The following is a 19,694-nucleotide window of genomic DNA, read 5'->3' as shown; positions in this document are numbered from 1 at the left end:
ATTAGTCCTGTTTGGTGTCTGGCAGCGGCTTGGCGGTGGCTTCGCGCGGGGTGGGATTTTTGACGTGTTCGACGCCGGGCTTGTTGTGCCGGTCGGTATCGACCATGCCGCTCTCGACGTCGGCGGCGGCTTGTTCCATGATCGTGCGTTGCTTGTGCTGGTGACCGTCCGGTGACTCGTCGCGCTCGTGCGGCATGCGCGGTTTGCCGTCGTCCTTGACCTTGGCTTCGGTATTGATGTTGGCCTGTTTGAGCATGGTGTTCTCCCTGATTCGTTGTTTCAACGATATTAGCGAGTTGTCATGGCCGCAGTCGCCACCTTGAATCCTGACAACTTATTGGCGCGCGGGCGTTGCATGCTTGCACTCCGGGCAAGCGCACACTATACTGCGCGAAATACTGTTCATATGTACAGCAAACCGGTGCGGGCCGTGGGTTGGCCGGTGATGGCAGAAGCCGACGTAATCGGTTACTCTGCTGCGTGTCGCCGCCGCCAACTTTTGCCGAGATTTTTATGACTACCAAGCACGCCGTCTTTCACACCATCGCACTGGCCGTGCGCAAGAACACCGACGGCATCGCCGACTCGGTGGACAGCGTGGTCGATTTTCTGCGCGCCGGCGGCTACACCGTGGTGTTCGAGGAGCAAACCGCGCTCGACCTGGCGCCGCATTTTGCCGACATCCGCTCGATGACGGCCGCCGAGATCGGCGCCGAGGCCGATCTGGCCATCGTCATGGGCGGCGACGGCACCATGCTCGGCATTGCCCGCCAGCTGGCGCCGTTCAATGTGCCGCTGATCGGCATCAACCAGGGCCGGCTCGGCTTCATTACCGACATCCCGCTCGAAGGCATGTTCGACGCGCTTGGCCGTATCCTCGGCGGCAGCTTCAAGGCCGAACGCCGCACCCTGCTCGAAGGCAGCGTGCTGCGCGAAGGGCGCAGCATCCACCTGGGCCTGGCCGTCAACGACGTGGTGGTGGCGCGCGGCGCCGGCGCCGGCATGGTCGAGCTGCGCGTGGACGTGGACAACCAGTTCATGTACAACCAGCGCTCCGACGGCCTGATCATCTCCACCGCGACTGGCTCCACCGCGTATGCGCTGTCGGCTGGCGGCCCGCTGCTGCACCCGGCGCTGGGCGGCATCGTGATGGTGCCGATCGCGCCGCACGCACTGTCCAACCGGCCCATCGTGCTGCCCGAGTCGAGCGAGATCATGGTGGAAATCGTGCGCGGACGCGATATCAGCGTCAACTTCGACATGCAAACCTTTGCCAGCCTGATGCCGCAAGACCAGATCGTGATCCGCCGCTCGCCGCACACGATCAACTTCCTGCATCCGGAAAACTGGAGCTACTACAACACCCTGCGCGAAAAACTCCATTGGAACGAGTATCCGTCGGGCGAAGGCAAACTCAGTTAACCTCTCGGTTCAACCACACTTTCAGGCATCCATGCTCCGCACCCTGTCCATCCGTGATTTCGTTATCGTCGATTCGATCGAACTGGAATTTTCCGCAGGCTTTACGGTTTTCACCGGCGAAACCGGGGCCGGCAAATCGATCCTGATCGATGCGCTGACCCTGGCCCTGGGCGGCCGCGGCGACGCCAGCGTGGTGCGCGAAGGCGCGGCCAAGGCCGACATCACTGCCGATTTTTCCCCGAGCGCGCAGGCTGCCGAATGGTTGCAGGCGCACGAGTTTGCAGTGGAAGAGGGCGGCGCGCTGCTGCGCCGGGTGATCGACAACGCCGGCCGCAGCAAAGCCTATATCAACGGCGTGGCAGCCACTGCCGCCCAGTTGCGTGAGCTGGGCGATTTACTGGTGGACATCCACGGCCAGCACGCCCACCAGTCGCTGATGAAGGCTGATGCCCAGCGCGCGCTGCTCGATGGCCAGGCTGGCGCCGACACCCGCGCCGTGGCTGCCGCCTATAAAGCCTGGCGCGCGGTGGCCAGGCAGCTGGAAGAATTCGAAACCAACGCCGCCAACGTGTTGTACGAGCGCGAGCGGCTGGAATGGCAGGTGAACGAGCTGGAAAAGCTGGCCGTGAAACCGGGCGAGTGGGCCGAGGTGACCAACGAGCAAAGCCGCCTGTCGCACGCGGCCAGTTTGCTCGAAGGCGCGCAGGAAGCGTTGACGATGCTGTCCGAAGCGGAAGAGCACCCGATCATCTCGCAGCTGTCGTCACTGAATCAAAAACTGGGCAAGCTGGCGGCGGTCGATACCGGCTTGCAGGCGGTGGTCGATCTGATCGAGCCGGCGCGCATCCAGTTGCAGGAAGCGGTGTACGCGATCAACGATTATCTCGACCGCGTCGATCTCGATCCCGAGCGGCTGCGCGCGGTGGAGTCGCGCATGGAAGCGATCCACTCGGCTGCGCGCAAGTTCCGCGTGACCGAGGAAGAACTGCCGGAAGAGCACGCCAAACAGGCCGAACGCCTGGCGCAACTGGCCGACGCCAGCGACATCGAAGGCCTGCGCAAGCAGGAGCAAAAGCTCAAGGACGCCTACCTCGACATGGCGAAAAAACTGAGCACCGTGCGCGCCCGCGCCGGCCGCCAGTTGGCCGACGCTGTCACCAAGGCGATGCAGGAACTGAGCATGACGGGCGGGCGTTTCGATATCGCGCTCAACCCGTGCGAGCCCAGCGTGCACGGCGTGGAGCAGGTGGAATTCCTGGTCGCCGGCCACGCCGGCGTGGCCGCGCGGCCGCTGGCCAAGGTGGCGTCCGGCGGTGAGCTGGCGCGTATTTCGCTGGCCATTTCCGTGATCACCTCGAAAGCCGCCACCACGCCCACGCTGATTTTCGATGAGGTCGACAGCGGCATCGGCGGCGCCGTGGCCGAGGTGGTGGGGCGCCTGCTGCGCCGGCTGGGCCAGGAGCGCCAGGTGCTGTGCGTGACTCACTTGCCGCAGGTGGCCAGCCAGGGCGGCCAGCACTTCCAGGTGGCCAAGCGCACGCTTCCCAACGGCAAGACCGCCTCGCGCATCGACGTGCTCGATGCCGGTGCACGGGTGGAGGAGGTGGCGCGCATGTTGGGCGGCCTCGAGATTACCGCCACCACGCGCCAGCATGCGCGGGAGTTGCTGGCGTCGTGAACCGTTGTGGTGTCAGGTGGTTGCGCGGTTTCTTATCTATAATGGCGGGTTAATCCAAATTCATAGCCGCCTGCCACATGACATTCAAAAAAGAACCACCGTACAAACACGGCACCGTTGGCCGCACCGCCGTGGTGCTGGTCAACCTCGGCACGCCCGATGCGCCCACCACCTCGGCGGTGCGGCGCTATTTGCGGGAATTCCTGTCCGACCGCCGCGTGGTGGAAGTGCCGCGCGCGGTGTGGTGGTTCATCCTCAACCTGATCATCCTGCCGTTCCGCTCGAGCCAGTCTGCCAAGAAATACGCCACCATCTGGACCGCAGAAGGTTCTCCTTTGAAAGTCAATACCGATGCCCAGGCGGGCAAGCTGATCGGCGCGCTGGAAGACCGTGGCCACCAGGACCTGACCGTGGCCATGGCCATGCGCTACGGTTCGCCGTCGCTGCCGGACGTGCTCGACAAGCTGAAGGCTGACGGCCACGACCGCATCCTGGTGTTGCCTGCCTACCCACAATACTCGGGCACCACCACCGGCTCGATCTACGACGCCGTGTTCAAGCACTACGGCTCGGTGCGCAATATTCCCGAACTGCGCTTCGTGCGCAACTACCACGATGACGAAGGCTATATCCACGCGCTGCGCGACTCGGTGCTGGCGCACTGGGATCAACATGGCCGGCCGGAAAAGCTGGTGCTCAGTTTTCACGGCGTGCCGAAACGCACGCTGATGCTGGGCGATCCGTACCACTGCGAATGCTTAAAGACCGCGCGGTTGCTGGCCACCGCGCTGCGTCTGAAGCCGGAACAATATATCGTGACCTTCCAGTCGCGCTTCGGCAAGGCCGAGTGGCTGCAGCCGTACACCGCGCCCACGGTGGCGCAGCTGGCGCGCGACGGCGTCCGCCGCATCGATGTGCTGTGCCCCGGCTTTACCAGCGATTGCCTGGAGACGCTGGAAGAAATCTCGATGGAAGTGCGCCACGACTTCGAGCAGAACGGCGGACGCGAGTTCCATTACATCCCGTGCCTGAACGACTCGCGCAAGTGGATCTCGGCGCTGGCCGAAATTGCCGAGCACCACATGATCGGCTGGCCAACCCAGGCCGGTCCGTCCGAGCACGAGGCGCGCCGCAAGGATGCCGAAGTGGGCCGCGCCGCAGCCCTGGCGCGCGGTGCCGCCGACTGACAAGCCCGCTGGCGCGCGAAAGGCCGGGGTCGGACCCCGGTTCGGGGTCCGACCCCAAGCAGTGTGGGGTACTTGCTACTTTTCGATAATCAGCACTTGCCGGTGGTGAGTGCCAGCCTGTTAAAATACCCAGCTTGCTACATCGTCACTGCTGGCGCCAACCTTGCGCTACCCCCTTGAAATACGGCGATAGCGCTCCATTTATGGCCAGTGCAGTGATAAACGCCTTATCAAACAAATACGATCGTAGGAGTCTTTAGATGCAAGATCAGGAAAATCAAGCCGTACCCAATCCAGAAACTGCCGCCGCTGCCGAGCCTGCAGCGCCATCGACTCCGGACCAGCAATCTTCGCTCGAAGAGCAACTGGCCAGTACCGAAGCGCGCCTGGCGGAAACCCACGACGCGTTCATGCGCGCCAAGGCCGACTGCGAAAACATGCGCCGTCGCGCCCAGGAAGACGTGGCCAAGGCCCATAAATTTGCGGTGGAAAGCTTCGCCGAAGCCATGGTGCCGGTCAAGGACAGCCTGGAAATGGCGCTGAAGGTCGAAGCGCCAACGCTCGAATCGCTGAAAGAGGGTGTCGAAATGACTCTCAAGCAACTGAACGCGGCGTTCGAGAAAAACCGCCTGCTGGAAATTCTGCCGGCGCAGGGCGACAAGCTCGATCCGAACAAGCACCAGGCCGTTGCCGTGGTGCCTGCGGACCAGGAAGCCAATACCGTTGTTGCTGTCTTGCAAAAAGGTTATATGATCGCCGACCGCCTGTTGCGTCCGGCCATCGTGACTGCTGCGCAAGCAAAGTAAGCACTTGAAAAGACAAAGTAATTCCACATATTAGTACCATCTAGAACATAGCAAAGAGGAAGAAAATCATGGGTAGAATTATCGGTATCGATCTGGGAACCACGAATTCCTGCGTTTCCGTCATGGAAAACGGTCAGCCAAAGGTAATCGAAAACGCCGAAGGCGCACGTACGACGCCGTCGATCATTGCTTATCAAGAAGATGGTGAAATTCTCGTCGGCTCCCCGGCCAAGCGCCAGGCGGTGACCAACCCGAAGAACACCCTGTTCGCGGTCAAGCGCCTGATCGGTCGCAAGTTCGACGAAAAAGAAGTACAGAAAGACATCGGCCTGATGCCTTACACGATCACCAAAGCCGACAACGGCGATGCGTGGATCGGCGTGCGCGACAAGAAACTGGCGCCACAGCAGATTTCTGCTGAAGTGCTGCGCAAGATGAAGAAAACCGCTGAAGACTACCTGGGCGAAGAAGTGACCGAAGCGGTCATTACCGTACCAGCGTACTTCAACGACTCGCAGCGCCAGGCTACCAAGGACGCCGGCCGTATCGCTGGCCTGGACGTCAAGCGCATCATCAACGAGCCAACCGCTGCCGCACTGGCATTCGGCCTGGACAAGAACGAAAAGGGCGACCGCAAGATCGCCGTGTATGACCTGGGCGGCGGCACGTTCGACGTCTCGATCATCGAAATCGCCGACGTTGACGGTGAAAAGCAGTTTGAAGTGCTGGCCACCAACGGCGACACCTTCCTGGGCGGCGAAGACTTCGACCAGCGCATCATCGATTACATCATCGACGAATTCAAGAAGATCAACGGCCTGGACCTGAAAAAAGATCCGATCGCCCTGCAGCGCATCAAGGCTTCGGCCGAGCGCGCCAAGATCGAACTGTCGTCGTCGCAGCAGACCGAAATCAACGAGCCGTACATCGCCATGGCGAACGGCGCGCCGGTCCACCTGACCCTGAAAATGACCCGCGCCAAGCTGGAATCGCTGGTGGAAGAGCTGATCATCGCCACCATCGAGCCATGCCGCATCGCCATCAAGGATGCCGGCGTCAAAGTCTCGGACATCGACGACATCATCCTGGTCGGCGGTATGACCCGTATGCCGAAGGTGCAGGAAAAAGTGAAAGAGTTCTTCGGCAAGGATCCACGCAAGGACGTGAACCCGGACGAAGCCGTGGCTGTGGGCGCTGCAATTCAAGGTTCGGTCCTGTCGGGCGAACGCAAGGACTTGCTGCTGCTGGACGTGACGCCGCTGTCGCTGGGTATCGAAACCCTGGGTGGCGTGATGACCAAGATGATTCACAAGAACACCACGATTCCGACCAAGTTCTCGCAAGTGTTCTCGACCGCCGACGACAACCAGCCTGCCGTGACCATCAAGGTCTACCAGGGTGAGCGCGAAATCGCGGCCGGTAACAAGGGCCTGGGCGAATTCAATCTGGAAGGCATCCCGCCAGCATCGCGCGGTACGCCACAGATCGAAGTGACCTTCGACATCGACGCCAACGGTATTCTGCACGTGGGCGCCAAGGACAAGGCCACCGGCAAAGAGAACAAGATCACGATCAAGGCCAACTCCGGTCTGACCGAAGCGGAAATCCAGAAAATGGTGAAGGACGCCGAGCTCAACGCCGAAGAAGACAAGAAAGTGAAAGAACTGGCCGAATCGCGCAACCAGGCTGATGCCCTGGTGCACTCGACCCGCAAATCGCTGACCGAATACGGCGACAAGCTGGAAGCGTCGGAGAAGGAAGCGATCGAAGCTTCGATCACCGACCTCGAAGGTTCGATCAAATCGGGCGACAAGGCCGACATCGACGCCAAAGTGGCCGCCCTGACCACCGCTTCGCAGAAGCTGGGCGAGAAGATGTACGCCGACATGCAGGCGCAGCAGGCAGCTGGCGGCGAGGGTGCTGCTGGTGCCGGTGCGGGCGCGCAAGGTGCCCCAGGCGCCGAGCAAGCCAAGCCACAGGACGACGTGGTCGATGCCGACTTCAAAGAAGTCAAAGACAACAAGTAATTGTTGCAGCAACCGTAGCAAGTAGCAGTAGCACCGTCATCCCCGCGAAAGCGAGGATGACGGCGCAGCAGGCGCGGGTTCATCCCGCACCGCCAGCATTCCGCCGAGCCGAGCGGGCGTCCCCAACGCTGCCGGCTCGGCTTTTTAGCATCATCACTACCGAATATTTAATACAGCAAGGTCCCGACCAATATGGCAAAGCGTGATTTCTACGAGACACTCGGTGTCGCAAAAAACGCGTCGGAAGACGAAATCAAGAAGGCCTACCGCAAGCTGGCCATGAAATACCATCCCGACCGCAACCCCGATGACGACGAGGCGGAAGGCAAGTTCAAGGAAGTCAAGGAAGCCTACGAGATGCTGACCAATCCGGACAAGCGCGAGGCGTATGACCGTTACGGTCACGCCGGCGTCGATCCGAACAATGGCGGTGGCGGCTTCGGTGGGGGCGCCGGCGGTTTCGGCGACGCCTTTGGCGACATCTTCGGCGACATCTTCGGTGGCGGCGCAGGGCGCGGCCGCAGCGCCGGTCCGCAGGTGTACCGTGGCGCCGACTTGCGCTACAACCTCGAGATCACGCTGGAACAAGCGGCGCATGGCTTCGATACGACCATCCGCGTACCGTCCTGGGACAAGTGCGACACCTGCCACGGCAGCGGCGCCAAGCCCGGCACGGCGCCGGTCACCTGCACCACCTGCGCCGGCCACGGTCAGGTACGCATGCAGCAGGGTTTCTTCAGCATCCAGCAGACCTGCCCCAAGTGCCACGGCACCGGCAAGATCATCCCGGAACCATGCCCGGCATGCTCGGGCCAGGGCCGCATCAAGCGCAACAAGACCCTGGAAGTGAAAATTCCGGTCGGTATCGACAACGGCATGCGCATCCGCTCGTCCGGCAACGGCGAACCGGGCACCAATGGCGGACCATCGGGCGACCTGTACGTGGAAATCCACATCAAGCCGCACGCGGTGTTCCAGCGCGAAGGCGACGACCTGCATTGCGAAATGCCGATCTCGTTTACCAAGGCAGCCTTGGGTGGCGAAATCGAAGTGCCGACCTTGTCTGGTAAAGTGTCGTTTACGATTCCCGAAGGCACCCAGTCGGGCAAGACCTTCCGCCTGAAAGGCAAGGGCATCAAGGGCGTGCGCTCCGGTTTCGCGGGCGACCTGTTCTGCCACGTGGCGGTCGAAACCCCGGTCAAGCTGACCGAGAAGCAAAAAGACCTGTTGCGCGAGTTCGAAAAGTCGACCACCGAAGGCGGCAACAAGCACAGCCCGCAGACCAAGACCTGGCGCGACAAGGTGAAAGATTTCTTCGAGTAACTGTCACGTCATGCAGCACCGGTAAGATCTGACCGCCGCGCCGCCCATTGTGGGTGGACCGGCGGTCTCTTTATGTACGAGAGGACATCATGAACGACCTGGAACAGAGCACTTCCCCCCTGCGTGGCCTGCTGGAAAACAACCGGCGCTGGGCCGCCTCGGAAGTTGAGCGCGATCCCGATTTCTTCAACCGCCTGGCCAACCAGGCTGCGCCAGAGTACCTGTGGATCGGTTGCTCGGACAGCCGGGTGCCGGCAAATGAGCTGCTGGGCCTGGCGCCGGGCGACGTGTTCGTTCACCGCAATATCGCCAACGTGGTGGTGCACTCGGACCTGAACTGCCTGTCGGTGCTGCAATTCGCCATCGACATCCTCAAGGTCAAGCACGTGATCGTGGTGGGTCACTTCGGCTGCAAGGGCGTGCACGCAGCCATGACCGGCACCCGCGTGGGCCTGGTCGACAACTGGCTGCGCCACGTCCACGACGTGCACCAGAAGCACGAGCGCTACATGGGCACCGTGCTCAACGAACAGCGCCGCTCGGAGCGCCTGGTGGAACTGAACGTGATCGAGCAGGTTTCCAACGTCTGCCGCACGACCATCGTGCAGGACGCCTGGGACCGCGGCCAGGAACTGACCGTGCACGGCTGGGTGTACGGCATCCAGGACGGCCAGTTGCAGGAACTGGGCATGAGCGTGTCGTCGCTGGCAGAGCTGGCGCCGCGCGTGGAGCAGTCGCTGGCGCGGTACGAGGCGGTTGCTGCGTAAACTAGCGGTGACGGCAATATCGAAGAGGGAAGCGCTTGCGCTTCCCTTTTTGCTTTATCAGGGGGCGGCTGGATATTGTTGTCGGGAGTGTAGCACTGCAATAATTTCAATTACGTGCGGTTGGATGCGATACACCACGACATAGTTAGGATGCCCCACGATTTCACGCGTGCCTGCCACCCTGCCGGGTCGGTACAGGTAAGGATGTTGCGGGAGCTGGGAGGCGGCGCGCTCGATATCATCAAGCAGATCGGCAGCGGCGGTTTCATTGCGCTCGGCGATGAACTCGATGATGGTGAAAGGTTGTTGCTGGCGTTGGCAAGCCATTGGACGGGAAGCATTAATCCTCCAGAAACTACGGTACAGCCAAGCTGTATTTAGTCTGGCTTCAGGATGAGCTCTTCGTCCCTGAATCGTTCTTCTTCGACGCCAAGATGGCTCGCATCTGCGCCATTACTTCGTCATGCGGAATACTCGGGCGTGGGTCGTCCAGCGATTCCTGAACTTTGGCGCGGAACCATAGATCGTAGGCCGCCGCTTCTTCAGCGGTAGCAAATTCTGATTCTATGGGTGAGAGGATGGCATTCATAGAGTTAAGGTTACACGATATTGGAATACAAAGGGCGCCACGCAGCTTTTCCAACATCTTTAGTCGATAAAGCGCTGAGACCCGCAACGTCACGGCTCGGGTGAGGACATGGTCGCATTAAATCGACAGCAGCCCTGATAAACTGGCAAAAATTTGGTGTTGTGCCTTAGAATCTGCGCATGATCATCAACTCCACTGGTTTGGTTCTTGCTTGCCCAAGGGCTCGAGACCAACCCGCCGCCACTTTCCATGACCACGCGTAACCTGCGCATTGTTGTCGTCAACGCCCTCATGCATCCCGGCAGCGAGGATGACGAGGCCGTGCACGCCCAGGTCGAACGGGCGCGGATACTGCGGATTGGGCTGCTCGAGGCTGGCTACGATATCGTCGCCTCGCTGCCGCCGGACATGTTTTTGCCGGATCGTATCGCCCAGTTGCAGCCGGACATGATCATCGTCGATGCCGAGTCCGATGCGCGCGACGTGCTCGAGCACATCGTGATTGCCACCCGCGACGAGCGCCGGCCGATCGTGATGTTTACCGAAAGCGACGACACCGCCAGCATGGAGGCCGCTGTCGCTGCCGGCGTATCGGCGTACATCGTGGCCGGGCTGCAGAGCGACCGCATCAAGCCGGTACTGAACGTGGCGCTCGCGCGTTTCAAGCGCGAGCAGAAGCTGCTCGACGAATTGTCCGATACCAAGAGCAAGCTGGCCGAGCGCAAGGTCATCGAGCGCGCCAAGGGCCTGCTGATGGAGCGCCAGCGCTTTACCGAAGAGCAGGCGTACCAGAAGCTGCGCAGCATGGCCATGAGCAAGAACCTCAAGCTCTCCGAAGTCGCACAGCGTATTCTGGATGTGGAAGATCTGCTCGGATAATCTTTATTTTGTTTTTCGCGTCCAAAATGAGGCGCGTGCTCACCAACGGTGCGCGGATGCGGTGCGTTGCCGCTAATTCCTCATCCTCTCTCCTGTGACAGCCGGCTGGCACAGACATTGCATACAGTAAAGCCAAGCGCAACGCTGCGCTGCTGAACCTCGCCAACGGCGGTGAGGGTCACAAGACAACGACGTCTACCATCACGCGAATGCGTTCGCGGGGGTAGGCGTTTTTCGTTGGTCCAACGGTTTTGCTGACTACTAAGGGAACGCCATGAAAGAAACACCAAAAAACGCCGACAACGCCTTGCCACCGACCCCGGCCGACGTTAATGTCACGCGCAGGAAAATCATTCATGGCGCAAGTCTGGTCGCAGGAGGAAGCATGTTGGGTCTGGCAACAAATGGTGTATGGGCGGCGGGTTCGGACAAGCCGGAGAAAGAGGAAGTCAAGATCGGCTTCATTCCACTGACCGACTGCGCGTCGGTGGTGATGGCGTCGGTGCTGGGCTTCGACAAGAAGTACGGCGTGAAATTCGTGCTGAGCAAGGAAGCCTCGTGGGCCGGCGTGCGCGACAAGCTGTCCAATGGCGACCTCGATGCCGCCCACGTGCTGTACGGCCTGCTGTACGGCGTGCAGATGGGCATTGGCGGCCAGAAGAAGGACATGGCGGTGCTGATGGGCCTGAACAACAACGGCCAGGCCATCACGCTGTCGAAAAAGCTGGCCGACAAGGGCGCCGTCGATGGCGCCAGCCTGGCCAAGCTGATGCGCACCGACAAGCGCGAATACACGTTCGCCCAGACGTTCCCGACCGGCACCCACGCCATGTGGTTGTACTACTGGATGGCGGCCAACGGCATCAACCCGATGAAGGACGCCAAAGTGATCACGGTGCCGCCGCCGCAAATGGTGGCCAATATGCGCGTCGGTAACATGGACGGCTTCTGCGTGGGCGAGCCATGGAACCACCGCGCCATCATGGACGGCATCGGCATCACCGCCACCACCACCCAGGACATCTGGAAGGACCACCCGGAAAAAGTGCTGGGCTCCACCCTGGAATTTGCCAAAAAATATCCGAACACCTGCCGCGCCATGATGGCTGCCATCCTGGATGCGAGCAAGTGGATCGACGCCTCGCTGGCCAACAAGAACAAGATGGCCGAAGTGATCGCCGACAAGTCGTATGTCAACACCAGCAAGGACGCGATCGACCAGCGCATCCTGGGCCGCTACCAGAATGGCCTGGGCAAGACCTGGGACGATCCGAATCACATGAAGTTCTACAACGACGGCCTGGTGAACTTCCCGTACCTGTCGGACGGCATGTGGTTCATGACCCAGCACCGCCGCTGGGGCCTGCTCAAGGACGACCCGGACTACCTGGCCGTGGCCACCAAGGTCAACCAGATCGACCTGTACAAGGATGCGGCCGCGATGACCAAGACGCCGGTGCCGAAAAGCCCGCTGCGCACCTCGAAGCTGATGGATGGCGCGGTATGGGATGGCAAGGACCCGAAGGCGTTTGCCGCCTCGTTCAAGATCAAAGCCTAGTTGCAGTAAGTCCGATTCATCGTCCTCCAAAGGAAAGCCATGAACGCCATGCTCCAACCCGGCAGCGCCCAGCCGCCAGACACAGAAGTTATCGCTACAGAAAAACCGGCGCGCCGCCCGCGCCGCCCGCTGGCTGCCAACTCCAGCTCGCGCGTGCGCCAGCAGCTCTCTGCCACTGCCATGAAAATTGTCGCGCCGCTGGTGGGCGCGGCCTTGCTGGTGCTGATCTGGCAGCTCATCACCATCAAGAACGCCACCTTCCCGACGCCGCTGGTGACGTTCCACGAAGCGGTAAAAATGTTTTCCGATCCGTTTTATCGCAACAGCCCGAATGACCAGGGCATCGGCTGGAACCTGCTGGCGTCGTTGCAGCGGGTGGCAGTGGGCTTCGGCCTGGCCGCGCTGGTGGGCATCCCGCTGGGTTTTGTCATCGGCCGCGTGAAGTTTGTCAGCGCCATGTTCAGCCCCATCATCAGTTTGCTCAAACCGGTGTCGCCGCTGGCCTGGCTGCCGATCGGTCTGCTGGTGTTCCAGTCGGCCAACCCGGCGGCGATCTGGTCGATCTTCATTTGCTCGATCTGGCCGATGATCATCAACACCGCCGTGGGCGTGCAGCGCGTGCCGCAGGATTACATGAACGTGGCGCGCGTACTCAACCTGTCCGAGTGGAAGATCCTGACCAAGATCCTGCTGCCATCGGCGCTGCCGTACGTGCTGACCGGCGTACGCCTGTCGATCGGTACCGCGTGGCTGGTGATCGTCGCGGCTGAAATGCTGACCGGCGGCGTGGGCATCGGCTTCTGGGTGTGGGACGAGTGGAACAACCTCAATGTCCCGCACATCATCATCGCCATCGTGGCCATCGGCTTCGTCGGCCTGCTGCTGGAACAAGCGCTGATGGCGCTGGCCCGTGCCTTCACCTACGAACAAGTGTCGAACTAAGGAGCATGTCATGGACGATTCCAGGTTTATTGATATCGAGGGCGTGGAGATGGTGTTCCACACCAGAAAGGGTGTCTTCCACGCGCTGCGCGAGATCGACCTCACCGTCGCCAAGGGCGAGTTCATCACCCTGATCGGCCACTCGGGCTGCGGCAAGTCGACCCTGCTCAACCTGATCGCCGGCTTGACCCGCCCGACCGATGGCGTGCTGCTGTGCGCCAACCGCGAGATCGCCGGGCCGTCGCCCGAGCGCTCGGTGGTGTTCCAGAACCACTCGCTGCTGCCGTGGCTGACCTGTTACGAAAACATCCACCTGGGCGTGGAGCGCGTGTTCGGCAAAACCGACTCGAAAGCGCAACTGCGTGAGCGCACCATGGCGGCGCTGGCGCTGGTCGGTTTGACCGCTGCCGAAACCAAGCGTCCCAACGAAATCTCGGGCGGCATGAAGCAGCGCGTGGGCATCGCCCGGGCGCTGGCGATGGAACCGAAAGTGCTGTTGATGGACGAGCCGTTCGGCGCGCTCGACGCGTTGACCCGTGCCCACCTGCAGGACGAGCTGCTCAAGATCGTCGCCGCCACCAGGTCCACCGTGGTGATGGTGACCCACGACGTCGATGAGGCGGTACTGCTGTCGGACCGCATCGTCATGCTGACCAACGGCCCGGCCGCCACCATCGGTGAGATCGTCGACGTACAGATCGAGCGTCCGCGCGACCGCGTGGCGCTGGCGCAGGACGCGCGCTACATGGCGTACCGCACCGCCGTGCTGGAGTTTCTGTACCGCAAACAGGCGCACCCGGCCAAGGATGCGGCTTGATGGACATGAATACGCGCCATCTGGAAAACGAGGCCAAGGCGCTGTCGGGCGAAGTGTTCGGCGCCATGATCAACCTGTCGGGCCGGCGCCGCTTCACGTCGCAGCGCATCGTGCTGTACGCGGTGCTGGCTTCGCAAGGCCAGGACGATGCGGTAGCGATTGCGCGCGAGGCGCTGGGCCTGTTCCGGGGCGCCCACAAGGCGCTGCTGACTGACGCCGACGGCTTGCCCGGCGTGTTTTGCGCCGAACTGCGCGAGGCATATTTCGGCAAGCTGGCCGGCGACCGCGAGATCGCCGCCTTTGCCGAGCAGGCCGACCGCACCCTGGCCGCCATCTCCCACGGCAGTGGCGCGGCAGCCAGCCTGCTGGCCGAACTGGTGCGCCTGACCACGCCCACGCTGGCCATCCTCAACCAGATCACCGCCGTGTACGAGGAACAGGCCAAGCTGCACGCGCGGCTGATGAAAAAGCAGCTGCGCGGCGTGATCACCGATATCGAGAAGATCAACAAGCAGGCGCGCATGGTGGCCTTCAATGCGCGCGTGGTGGCGGCGCGCGCCGGGCAGGCCGGGCGCGAGTTTGCGGTGGTGGCGGGCGTGCTGTCCGGGATCACCGACGAAATCGACCAGATGGTCACTACCGCGCTGGCCGCAGCAGCCTGACGCAACCAGAGGAGTAGATCAATGAATACCCAGGGCAGTGTAACGCTGGTGGGCGCCGGACCCGGCGACCCGGAACTGTTGACCATCAAGGCGGTGCGCGCCATCGAACGTGCCGACGTGCTGCTGATCGACGACCTGGTCAACCCGCAGGTGCTGGACTATGCGCCTGCGGGCGCCCGGGTGGTCCAGGTGGGCAAACGCGGCGGCTGCGCATCGACGCCGCAGGAATTCATCGAGCGGCTGATGGTGGCCGAGGCGCGCGCCGGCCACCACGTGGTGCGCCTCAAAGGGGGCGATCCGTACATGTTCGGCCGTGGCGGCGAAGAGCGCGCCACCTTGCGCGCGCAGGGCATCGACGTCGATGTCATCCCCGGCATCAGCAGCGGCCTGGCGGCGCCGACCAGCATCGGCGTACCGGTCACGCACCGCTCGTGGAGCCAGGGCGCGACCTTCGTGACGGGCCACGGCAAGGATGCGGCGTCGGAACCGAACTGGCAGGCGCTGGCGCAAAGCCGGCTGACGCTGGTGATCTACATGGGCGTGGCACGGGTGGACACCATCCAGGCCGGGCTGCTGGCCGGTGGCGCATCGCCTCACACGCCGGTGGCCGTCGTGCAGGCCGCCACGCGCGACAACCAGCGCAAGCTGCTTACCACCCTGGGCCAGTTGCCCGCCGCGCTGCGCGCGAGCGGCCTGGGGAGCCCGAGCATCATCGTGGTCGGTGACGTGGTGCGGTGTGCCGATGACTGGCAGGATTTGGCCGCGGCTGCACCGCTGCAGGCGAACGCCTGATAACCCCGCACGGCCATGCCGGGTCGGACCCCCTACGGGGTCCGACCCCATCGACGCGCAGGCCGCGTGTCGTGGCCGGACCTGCGGGGTTTAGTGCCTGCACCGCAATAACGCACCCATAACGTGCACCATGCACCGCCAGCTTGCACCAACCACGTCGCTCATCACCCTCGCCACCGCATTCCCCCTCTGTCGCACCACCCACCCCTATCTGGCACGCCTCTTGCAATAGGTAAGCTCAAGAGGTCAACGGCGATCTCCCTGCAGCACACGAATACATAGCCGGTCCAAAGACGGACTGGCAGGACAACGGCGTCCGCCCAACCCGGTTTTTATGGCCCGGTTGCGCGGGCGCCTTTTTGTTTTCTGAACGGGATAAAACAATGGCCACCAAAGCTAACAGCATCAAGCTCCTCTCGATCTCGACGCCGCAAATGCGGGCGTTCCACCTGACCTGGATGGCGTTCTTCGTCTGCTTCTTCGCGTGGTTTGCCTGCGCGCCGCTCATGCCCGTCATCAAGGGAGAATTCAATCTCTCCGGCGCGCAGATCGCCAACATCAATATCGCCGCCGTCGCCATCACGATCCTGGTGCGCCTGATCGTCGGCCCGCTGTGTGACCACTTCGGTCCGCGCAAGACCTATACCGGCCTGCTGCTGCTCGGCTCCATCCCGGTGATCGGCGTCGCCTTTGCCCAGAGCTACGAGAGCTTCCTGTTCTTCCGCCTGGGGATCGGCGCGGCCGGTGCCAGCTTCGTCATCACCCAGTACCATACCTCCGTCATGTTCGGCCCGAAAGTGGTCGGCACCGCCAATGCGGCAGCTGCCGGCTGGGGCAATGCGGGCGGCGGCGTGGCGCAAGCCGTGATGCCGCTGCTGATGACCGCGATGATCATGCTGGGCGTCTCCGAGACCTTCGGCTGGCGCGCCGCCTTGATCGTGCCGGGCGTGCTGATGATCGTGATGGCCTTCGTTTATTACCGTTTTACCCAGGACTGCCCGCAGGGCAACTTCAGCGAACTGCGCGCCGCCGGCATTGCAATCGAAGGCGGCAAAAAGGGCGGCTGGGAGAGCTTCAAACTGGCTGCCGCCAACTACCGCGTGTGGCTGCTGTTCGTCACCTACGGCGCCTGCTTCGGTATCGAGATCTTCATCCACAACATCGCCGCCATCTACTACGTCGATCATTTCAACCTGACGCTGGGCCAGGCCGGCATGGCCGCCGGCAGCTTCGGCTTGCTGGCGCTGTTTGCCCGCGCCCTGGGCGGCTGGGCCTCGGACAAGTTTGCCGCACGCGGCAATCTCAATCACCGCGTCACGCTGCTGTTCGTGCTGATGCTCGGTGAAGGCGCCGGCCTGCTGATGTTTGCTCACGCCAGCACTGCCGTCCTGGCCATCGGCGCCATGCTGATCTTCGGCCTGTTCACCCACATGGCCTGCGGTGCGACCTACGCCGTGGTGCCGTTCGTCGACAAGCGCGCCCTGGGTGGCGTGGCCGGCATCATCGGCGCCGGCGGCAACGTCGGTGCGGTGGCCGCGGGCTTCCTGATGAAGGGCATGGGCGACGTCCAGCAGACGCTCTCCATCCTCGGCTTCGTCGTTGCAGCCACTGCCCTGTGCGCACTGGCGGCGCGCTTCTCCAGCAGCACCATCGAAGAAAACGTCATCGCTTCCAAGCTGGCAGCGTAGTAATCACGTCAAGGACTACACCATGAAAATCATCGTCATCGGCCACGGTATGGTCGGCCATAAATTCCTCGAGTCGCTCGCTGCCGGCGGCACGCCTGGCCTGCAGGTGACCGTGCTGTGCGAAGAAGTGCGTCCCGCCTACGACCGCGTGCACCTGTCCGAATTCTTCTCCGGTAAAACCGCCGAAGACCTGTCGCTGGTCAAACCGGGCTTTTTTGAACGCGACGACATGGTCTTGCGCCTGAACACCCGCGCCACCGCCATCGACCGCGCCGCCAAAACCGTCACCATCGGCGACGGCAGCGTACTCCCGTACGACAAGCTGGTGATCGCCACCGGCTCGTTCCCGTTCGTGCCGCCGCTGCCGGGCAAGGAGCGCAAGGACTGCTTCGTCTACCGCACCATCGAAGACCTGGAAGCGATGCTCGAATGCGGCGCGCGCTCGAAAACCGGCGTGGTGATCGGCGGCGGCCTGCTGGGCCTCGAATGCGCCAAGGCGCTGCGCGATCTGAAGCTGGAAACCCACGTGGTGGAATTCTCGCCGCGCCTGATGGCGGTGCAGGTCGATGAAGGCGGCGCGCGCGTGCTGCGCCGGAAAATCGAAGAGCTGGGCGTGACCGTCCACACCGGCAAGAACACCACGGCGATTGTCGATGGTGTCGATGGCACCCACAGGATGGAATTCGCCGACGGCGGCCACCTGGACGCCGACATGATCGTGTTCTCGGCCGGCATCCGCCCGCGCGACATGCTGGCGCGCGAATGCGGCCTGACGGTGGGCCCGCGCGGCGGCATCGAGATCAACAACAACTGCGTCACGTCCGACCCGGACGTGTATGCCATCGGCGAATGCGCGCTGTGGGGCGGCCTGATTTTCGGCCTGGTGGCGCCCGGTTACGAGATGGCCCGCGTCGCGGCCAGGCACATGTTGGGCGAAGCGGGCGAATTCGCCGGCGCCGACATGAGCACCAAGCTCAAACTGATGGGCGTGGACGTGGCCAGTATCGGCGACCCGCACGGCAATGTCGCCGGCAGCCGCTCGTACCAGTTCACCGACGAGCGCAAGCAGATCTACAAGAAGATCGTCGTCTCCGACTGCGGCAAGTACCTGCTGGGCGGCGTGATGGTGGGCGATGCAGCCGAATACGGCACGCTGCTGCAAATGATGCTCAACAAGATAGAGCTGCCCGAGTCGCCCGAGTTCCTGATCCTGCCGCAGTCCGATGGCGCGGCCAGGCCGGGCCTCGGTGTTGACGCGCTGCCGGAAGGCGCGCAGATCTGCTCGTGCAACGACGTCTCCAAAGGCGCGATCTGCGCGGCGGTGGCGGGCGGCGCCACGACCATCGGCGACGTCAAAAGCTGCACCAACGCCGGCACCTCGTGCGGCGGCTGCGTGCCGCTGGTGACGCAAGTGATGAAGGCCGAAATGAAAAAGCTCGGCATGGCGGTCAACAACCACGTGTGCGAACACTTCGCCTACTCGCGCCAGGAGCTGTTCCACCTGATCAAAGTGGGCCAGATCAAATCGTTCGGCGACCTGCTGGCAAAGCACGGCAAGGGCCTGGGCTGCGACGTGTGCAAGCCGCTGGCGGCCAGCATCCTGGCGTCGGTGTGGAACGACTTCGTGCTGAAAAAAGAGCACGCCAGCCTGCAGGACACCAACGACTACTTCCTCGGCAATATCCAGAAGGACGGCACGTATTCGGTCGTGCCGCGCATGCCGGGCGGCGAAGTGACGGCAGATGGCCTGATCGCCGTGGGCATGGTCGCCAAGAAGTACGGCCTGTACACCAAGATCACGGGCGGCGCCCGCGTTGATCTGTTTGGCGCGCGCGTGGACCAGTTGCCGCTGATCTGGGAGGAATTGATCGCGGCCGGCTTCGAATCGGGTCACGCTTACGGCAAGTCGCTGCGCACGGTGAAATCGTGCGTGGGGTCCACCTGGTGCCGCTATGGCGTCGATGATTCGATTGGTCTGGCCATCGAGCTGGAAAACCGCTACAAGGGCTTGCGCACGCCGCACAAGATCAAGTTCGGCGTCTCTGGCTGCACCCGCGAGTGCGCCGAAGCGCAGGGCAAGGACGTGGGCATCATCGCCACCGAGAAGGGCTGGAACCTGTACGTGGCCGGCAACGGCGGCATGAAGCCGCGCCACGCCGAGCTGCTGGCCACCGACCTCGACAAGGCCACGCTGGTGCGGTACATCGACCGCTTCCTGATGTTCTACACCCGCACCGGCGACCGCCTGCAGCGCACCAGCACCTGGCGCGAAAACCTCGAAGGCGGCCTCGATTACCTCAAGCAGGTCGTGGTGCACGACAAGCTGGGCATCGCGGCCGACCTGGAAGCGGACATGCAGCACGTCGTCAATACCTATGCGTGCGAGTGGAAGGAAGCCGTGGAAAACCCGGAGACGCGCAAGCGCTTCCGCCATTTCGTCAACAGCGACAAGGGCGACGAGAACGTGCTGTTCATGGAAGAACGCGGCCAGATCCGCCCGGCCACCGTGGAAGAGCGCAAACGCGTGATTCCGATCGCCGTTACCGCCTGAGGAGAA

At 62.5% G+C, this 19,694-nt stretch carries 19 protein-coding genes; 16 read left to right on the top strand and 3 right to left on the bottom strand.

Annotation, left to right across the window (positions count from 1 at the left end; all coding sequences use genetic code 11):
• Position 1: 1 nt before the first annotated feature.
• On the bottom strand, positions 2–256 hold the full coding sequence (locus DUPY_RS14460) for a hypothetical protein (protein WP_070249096.1): 255 nt from the start codon (positions 254–256) through the stop codon (positions 2–4).
• A 257-nt stretch (positions 257–513) separates the two neighbouring features.
• Here DUPY_RS14460 and DUPY_RS14455 point away from each other — a divergent pair, with 257 nt between their 5' ends.
• The 7 genes from DUPY_RS14455 to can all read left to right on the top strand — a co-directional run bounded on the left by DUPY_RS14455 (position 514) and on the right by can (position 9,210).
• Positions 514–1,422 carry an NAD kinase gene (locus tag DUPY_RS14455; protein ID WP_070249095.1) on the top strand — a complete coding sequence of 303 codons (909 nt, stop codon included), beginning with the start codon at positions 514–516 and terminating at the stop codon, positions 1,420–1,422.
• A 31-nt stretch (positions 1,423–1,453) separates the two neighbouring features.
• Entirely contained in the window at positions 1,454–3,100 is a 1,647-nt protein-coding gene (gene recN, locus DUPY_RS14450) for a DNA repair protein RecN (protein WP_070249094.1), read from the top strand.
• Between the two features lie 77 nt (positions 3,101–3,177).
• Positions 3,178–4,287: a ferrochelatase gene (hemH, locus tag DUPY_RS14445; protein WP_070249093.1), complete on the top strand. Its 1,110-nt coding sequence runs from the start codon at positions 3,178–3,180 to the stop codon at positions 4,285–4,287.
• 260 nt (positions 4,288–4,547) lie between these two features.
• On the top strand, positions 4,548–5,093 hold the full coding sequence (grpE, locus tag DUPY_RS14440; protein WP_070249092.1) for a nucleotide exchange factor GrpE: 546 nt from the start codon (positions 4,548–4,550) through the stop codon (positions 5,091–5,093).
• Positions 5,094–5,161: 68 nt separating this feature from the next.
• The gene (gene dnaK, locus DUPY_RS14435; protein WP_070249091.1) at positions 5,162–7,120 is read left to right on the top strand and encodes a molecular chaperone DnaK; all 1,959 of its coding nucleotides are present in this window, start codon (positions 5,162–5,164) and stop codon (positions 7,118–7,120) included.
• A gap of 192 nt (positions 7,121–7,312) precedes the next feature.
• Complete coding sequence (gene dnaJ / locus DUPY_RS14430) at positions 7,313–8,443, top strand: molecular chaperone DnaJ (RefSeq protein ID WP_070249090.1); 1,131 nt, start codon at positions 7,313–7,315, stop codon at positions 8,441–8,443.
• Between the two features lie 89 nt (positions 8,444–8,532).
• Positions 8,533–9,210, top strand: coding sequence for a carbonate dehydratase (gene can / locus DUPY_RS14425; protein WP_070249089.1), 678 nt, complete (start codon positions 8,533–8,535; stop codon positions 9,208–9,210).
• Between the two features lie 57 nt (positions 9,211–9,267).
• Here can and DUPY_RS29170 read toward each other — a convergent pair whose 3' ends face one another.
• Positions 9,268–9,447: a type II toxin-antitoxin system RelE/ParE family toxin gene (locus DUPY_RS29170; RefSeq protein WP_307188195.1), complete on the bottom strand. Its 180-nt coding sequence runs from the start codon at positions 9,445–9,447 to the stop codon at positions 9,268–9,270.
• Between DUPY_RS29170 and DUPY_RS29165 the strand changes: the two genes are divergently transcribed.
• Positions 9,361–9,591 carry a hypothetical protein gene (locus tag DUPY_RS29165; protein WP_307188196.1) on the top strand — a complete coding sequence of 77 codons (231 nt, stop codon included), beginning with the start codon at positions 9,361–9,363 and terminating at the stop codon, positions 9,589–9,591. The genes DUPY_RS29170 and DUPY_RS29165 overlap by 87 nt on opposite strands.
• A 7-nt stretch (positions 9,592–9,598) precedes the next feature.
• Here the strand turns inward: DUPY_RS29165 and relB are convergent, their stop codons facing one another.
• On the bottom strand, positions 9,599–9,799 hold the full coding sequence (gene relB, locus DUPY_RS27235) for a type II toxin-antitoxin system RelB family antitoxin (protein WP_071651639.1): 201 nt from the start codon (positions 9,797–9,799) through the stop codon (positions 9,599–9,601).
• 249 nt (positions 9,800–10,048) lie between these two features.
• Here relB and DUPY_RS14415 point away from each other — a divergent pair, with 249 nt between their 5' ends.
• From DUPY_RS14415 to nirB, 8 genes are all read left to right on the top strand, one after another.
• Positions 10,049–10,678, top strand: a complete 630-nt coding sequence (locus DUPY_RS14415) for an ANTAR domain-containing response regulator (protein WP_070249087.1) — start codon at positions 10,049–10,051, stop codon at positions 10,676–10,678.
• A 385-nt stretch (positions 10,679–11,063) separates the two neighbouring features.
• Positions 11,064–12,236, top strand: a complete 1,173-nt coding sequence (locus DUPY_RS14410) for a CmpA/NrtA family ABC transporter substrate-binding protein (RefSeq protein ID WP_070249086.1) — start codon at positions 11,064–11,066, stop codon at positions 12,234–12,236.
• A gap of 39 nt (positions 12,237–12,275) precedes the next feature.
• The gene (ntrB, locus tag DUPY_RS14405) at positions 12,276–13,178 is read left to right on the top strand and encodes a nitrate ABC transporter permease (RefSeq protein ID WP_070249085.1); all 903 of its coding nucleotides are present in this window, start codon (positions 12,276–12,278) and stop codon (positions 13,176–13,178) included.
• Between the two features lie 10 nt (positions 13,179–13,188).
• The gene (locus DUPY_RS14400; protein ID WP_070249084.1) at positions 13,189–13,995 is read left to right on the top strand and encodes an ABC transporter ATP-binding protein; all 807 of its coding nucleotides are present in this window, start codon (positions 13,189–13,191) and stop codon (positions 13,993–13,995) included.
• Positions 13,995–14,657: a methyl-accepting chemotaxis protein gene (locus tag DUPY_RS14395; protein WP_070249083.1), complete on the top strand. Its 663-nt coding sequence runs from the start codon at positions 13,995–13,997 to the stop codon at positions 14,655–14,657. The genes DUPY_RS14400 and DUPY_RS14395 overlap by 1 nt, the downstream gene beginning before the upstream one ends.
• Before the next feature lie 21 nt (positions 14,658–14,678).
• Positions 14,679–15,449 (top strand): uroporphyrinogen-III C-methyltransferase, encoded by a 771-nt coding sequence (cobA, locus tag DUPY_RS14390; protein WP_070249082.1) that lies wholly within the window; start codon positions 14,679–14,681, stop codon positions 15,447–15,449.
• Between the two features lie 383 nt (positions 15,450–15,832).
• Positions 15,833–17,137 (top strand): MFS transporter, encoded by a 1,305-nt coding sequence (locus DUPY_RS14385; protein WP_070249081.1) that lies wholly within the window; start codon positions 15,833–15,835, stop codon positions 17,135–17,137.
• Between the two features lie 22 nt (positions 17,138–17,159).
• Positions 17,160–19,688 carry a nitrite reductase large subunit NirB gene (gene nirB / locus DUPY_RS14380; protein ID WP_070249080.1) on the top strand — a complete coding sequence of 843 codons (2,529 nt, stop codon included), beginning with the start codon at positions 17,160–17,162 and terminating at the stop codon, positions 19,686–19,688.
• The last annotated feature ends 6 nt before the right edge of the window (positions 19,689–19,694 follow it).

Source organism: Duganella phyllosphaerae, from assembly GCF_001758785.1.
Classification (GTDB): domain Bacteria; phylum Pseudomonadota; class Gammaproteobacteria; order Burkholderiales; family Burkholderiaceae_D; genus Rugamonas; species Rugamonas phyllosphaerae.
This window is presented reverse-complemented; position numbering and strand designations above follow the sequence as displayed.

Bases quoted from the DNA above. Each gene is read 5' to 3' on its own strand.
- dnaK (WP_070249091.1), top strand. From the start codon at position 5,162: ATGGGTAGAATTATCGGTATCGATCTGGGAACCACGAATTCCTGCGTT.
- cobA (WP_070249082.1), top strand. From the start codon at position 14,679: ATGAATACCCAGGGCAGTGTAACGCTGGTGGGCGCCGGACCCGGCGAC.
- recN (WP_070249094.1), top strand. From the start codon at position 1,454: ATGCTCCGCACCCTGTCCATCCGTGATTTCGTTATCGTCGATTCGATC.
- DUPY_RS29165 (WP_307188196.1), top strand. From the start codon at position 9,361: ATGCCCCACGATTTCACGCGTGCCTGCCACCCTGCCGGGTCGGTACAG.
- hemH (WP_070249093.1), top strand. From the start codon at position 3,178: ATGACATTCAAAAAAGAACCACCGTACAAACACGGCACCGTTGGCCGC.
- relB (WP_071651639.1), bottom strand. From the start codon at position 9,799: ATGAATGCCATCCTCTCACCCATAGAATCAGAATTTGCTACCGCTGAA.
- DUPY_RS14460 (WP_070249096.1), bottom strand. From the start codon at position 256: ATGCTCAAACAGGCCAACATCAATACCGAAGCCAAGGTCAAGGACGAC.
- DUPY_RS14410 (WP_070249086.1), top strand. From the start codon at position 11,064: ATGTTGGGTCTGGCAACAAATGGTGTATGGGCGGCGGGTTCGGACAAG.
- DUPY_RS14455 (WP_070249095.1), top strand. From the start codon at position 514: ATGACTACCAAGCACGCCGTCTTTCACACCATCGCACTGGCCGTGCGC.
- can (WP_070249089.1), top strand. From the start codon at position 8,533: ATGAACGACCTGGAACAGAGCACTTCCCCCCTGCGTGGCCTGCTGGAA.
- DUPY_RS14395 (WP_070249083.1), top strand. From the start codon at position 13,995: ATGGACATGAATACGCGCCATCTGGAAAACGAGGCCAAGGCGCTGTCG.
- DUPY_RS14415 (WP_070249087.1), top strand. From the start codon at position 10,049: ATGACCACGCGTAACCTGCGCATTGTTGTCGTCAACGCCCTCATGCAT.
- DUPY_RS14400 (WP_070249084.1), top strand. From the start codon at position 13,189: ATGGACGATTCCAGGTTTATTGATATCGAGGGCGTGGAGATGGTGTTC.
- nirB (WP_070249080.1), top strand. From the start codon at position 17,160: ATGAAAATCATCGTCATCGGCCACGGTATGGTCGGCCATAAATTCCTC.
- ntrB (WP_070249085.1), top strand. From the start codon at position 12,276: ATGAACGCCATGCTCCAACCCGGCAGCGCCCAGCCGCCAGACACAGAA.
- grpE (WP_070249092.1), top strand. From the start codon at position 4,548: ATGCAAGATCAGGAAAATCAAGCCGTACCCAATCCAGAAACTGCCGCC.
- DUPY_RS14385 (WP_070249081.1), top strand. From the start codon at position 15,833: ATGGCCACCAAAGCTAACAGCATCAAGCTCCTCTCGATCTCGACGCCG.
- dnaJ (WP_070249090.1), top strand. From the start codon at position 7,313: ATGGCAAAGCGTGATTTCTACGAGACACTCGGTGTCGCAAAAAACGCG.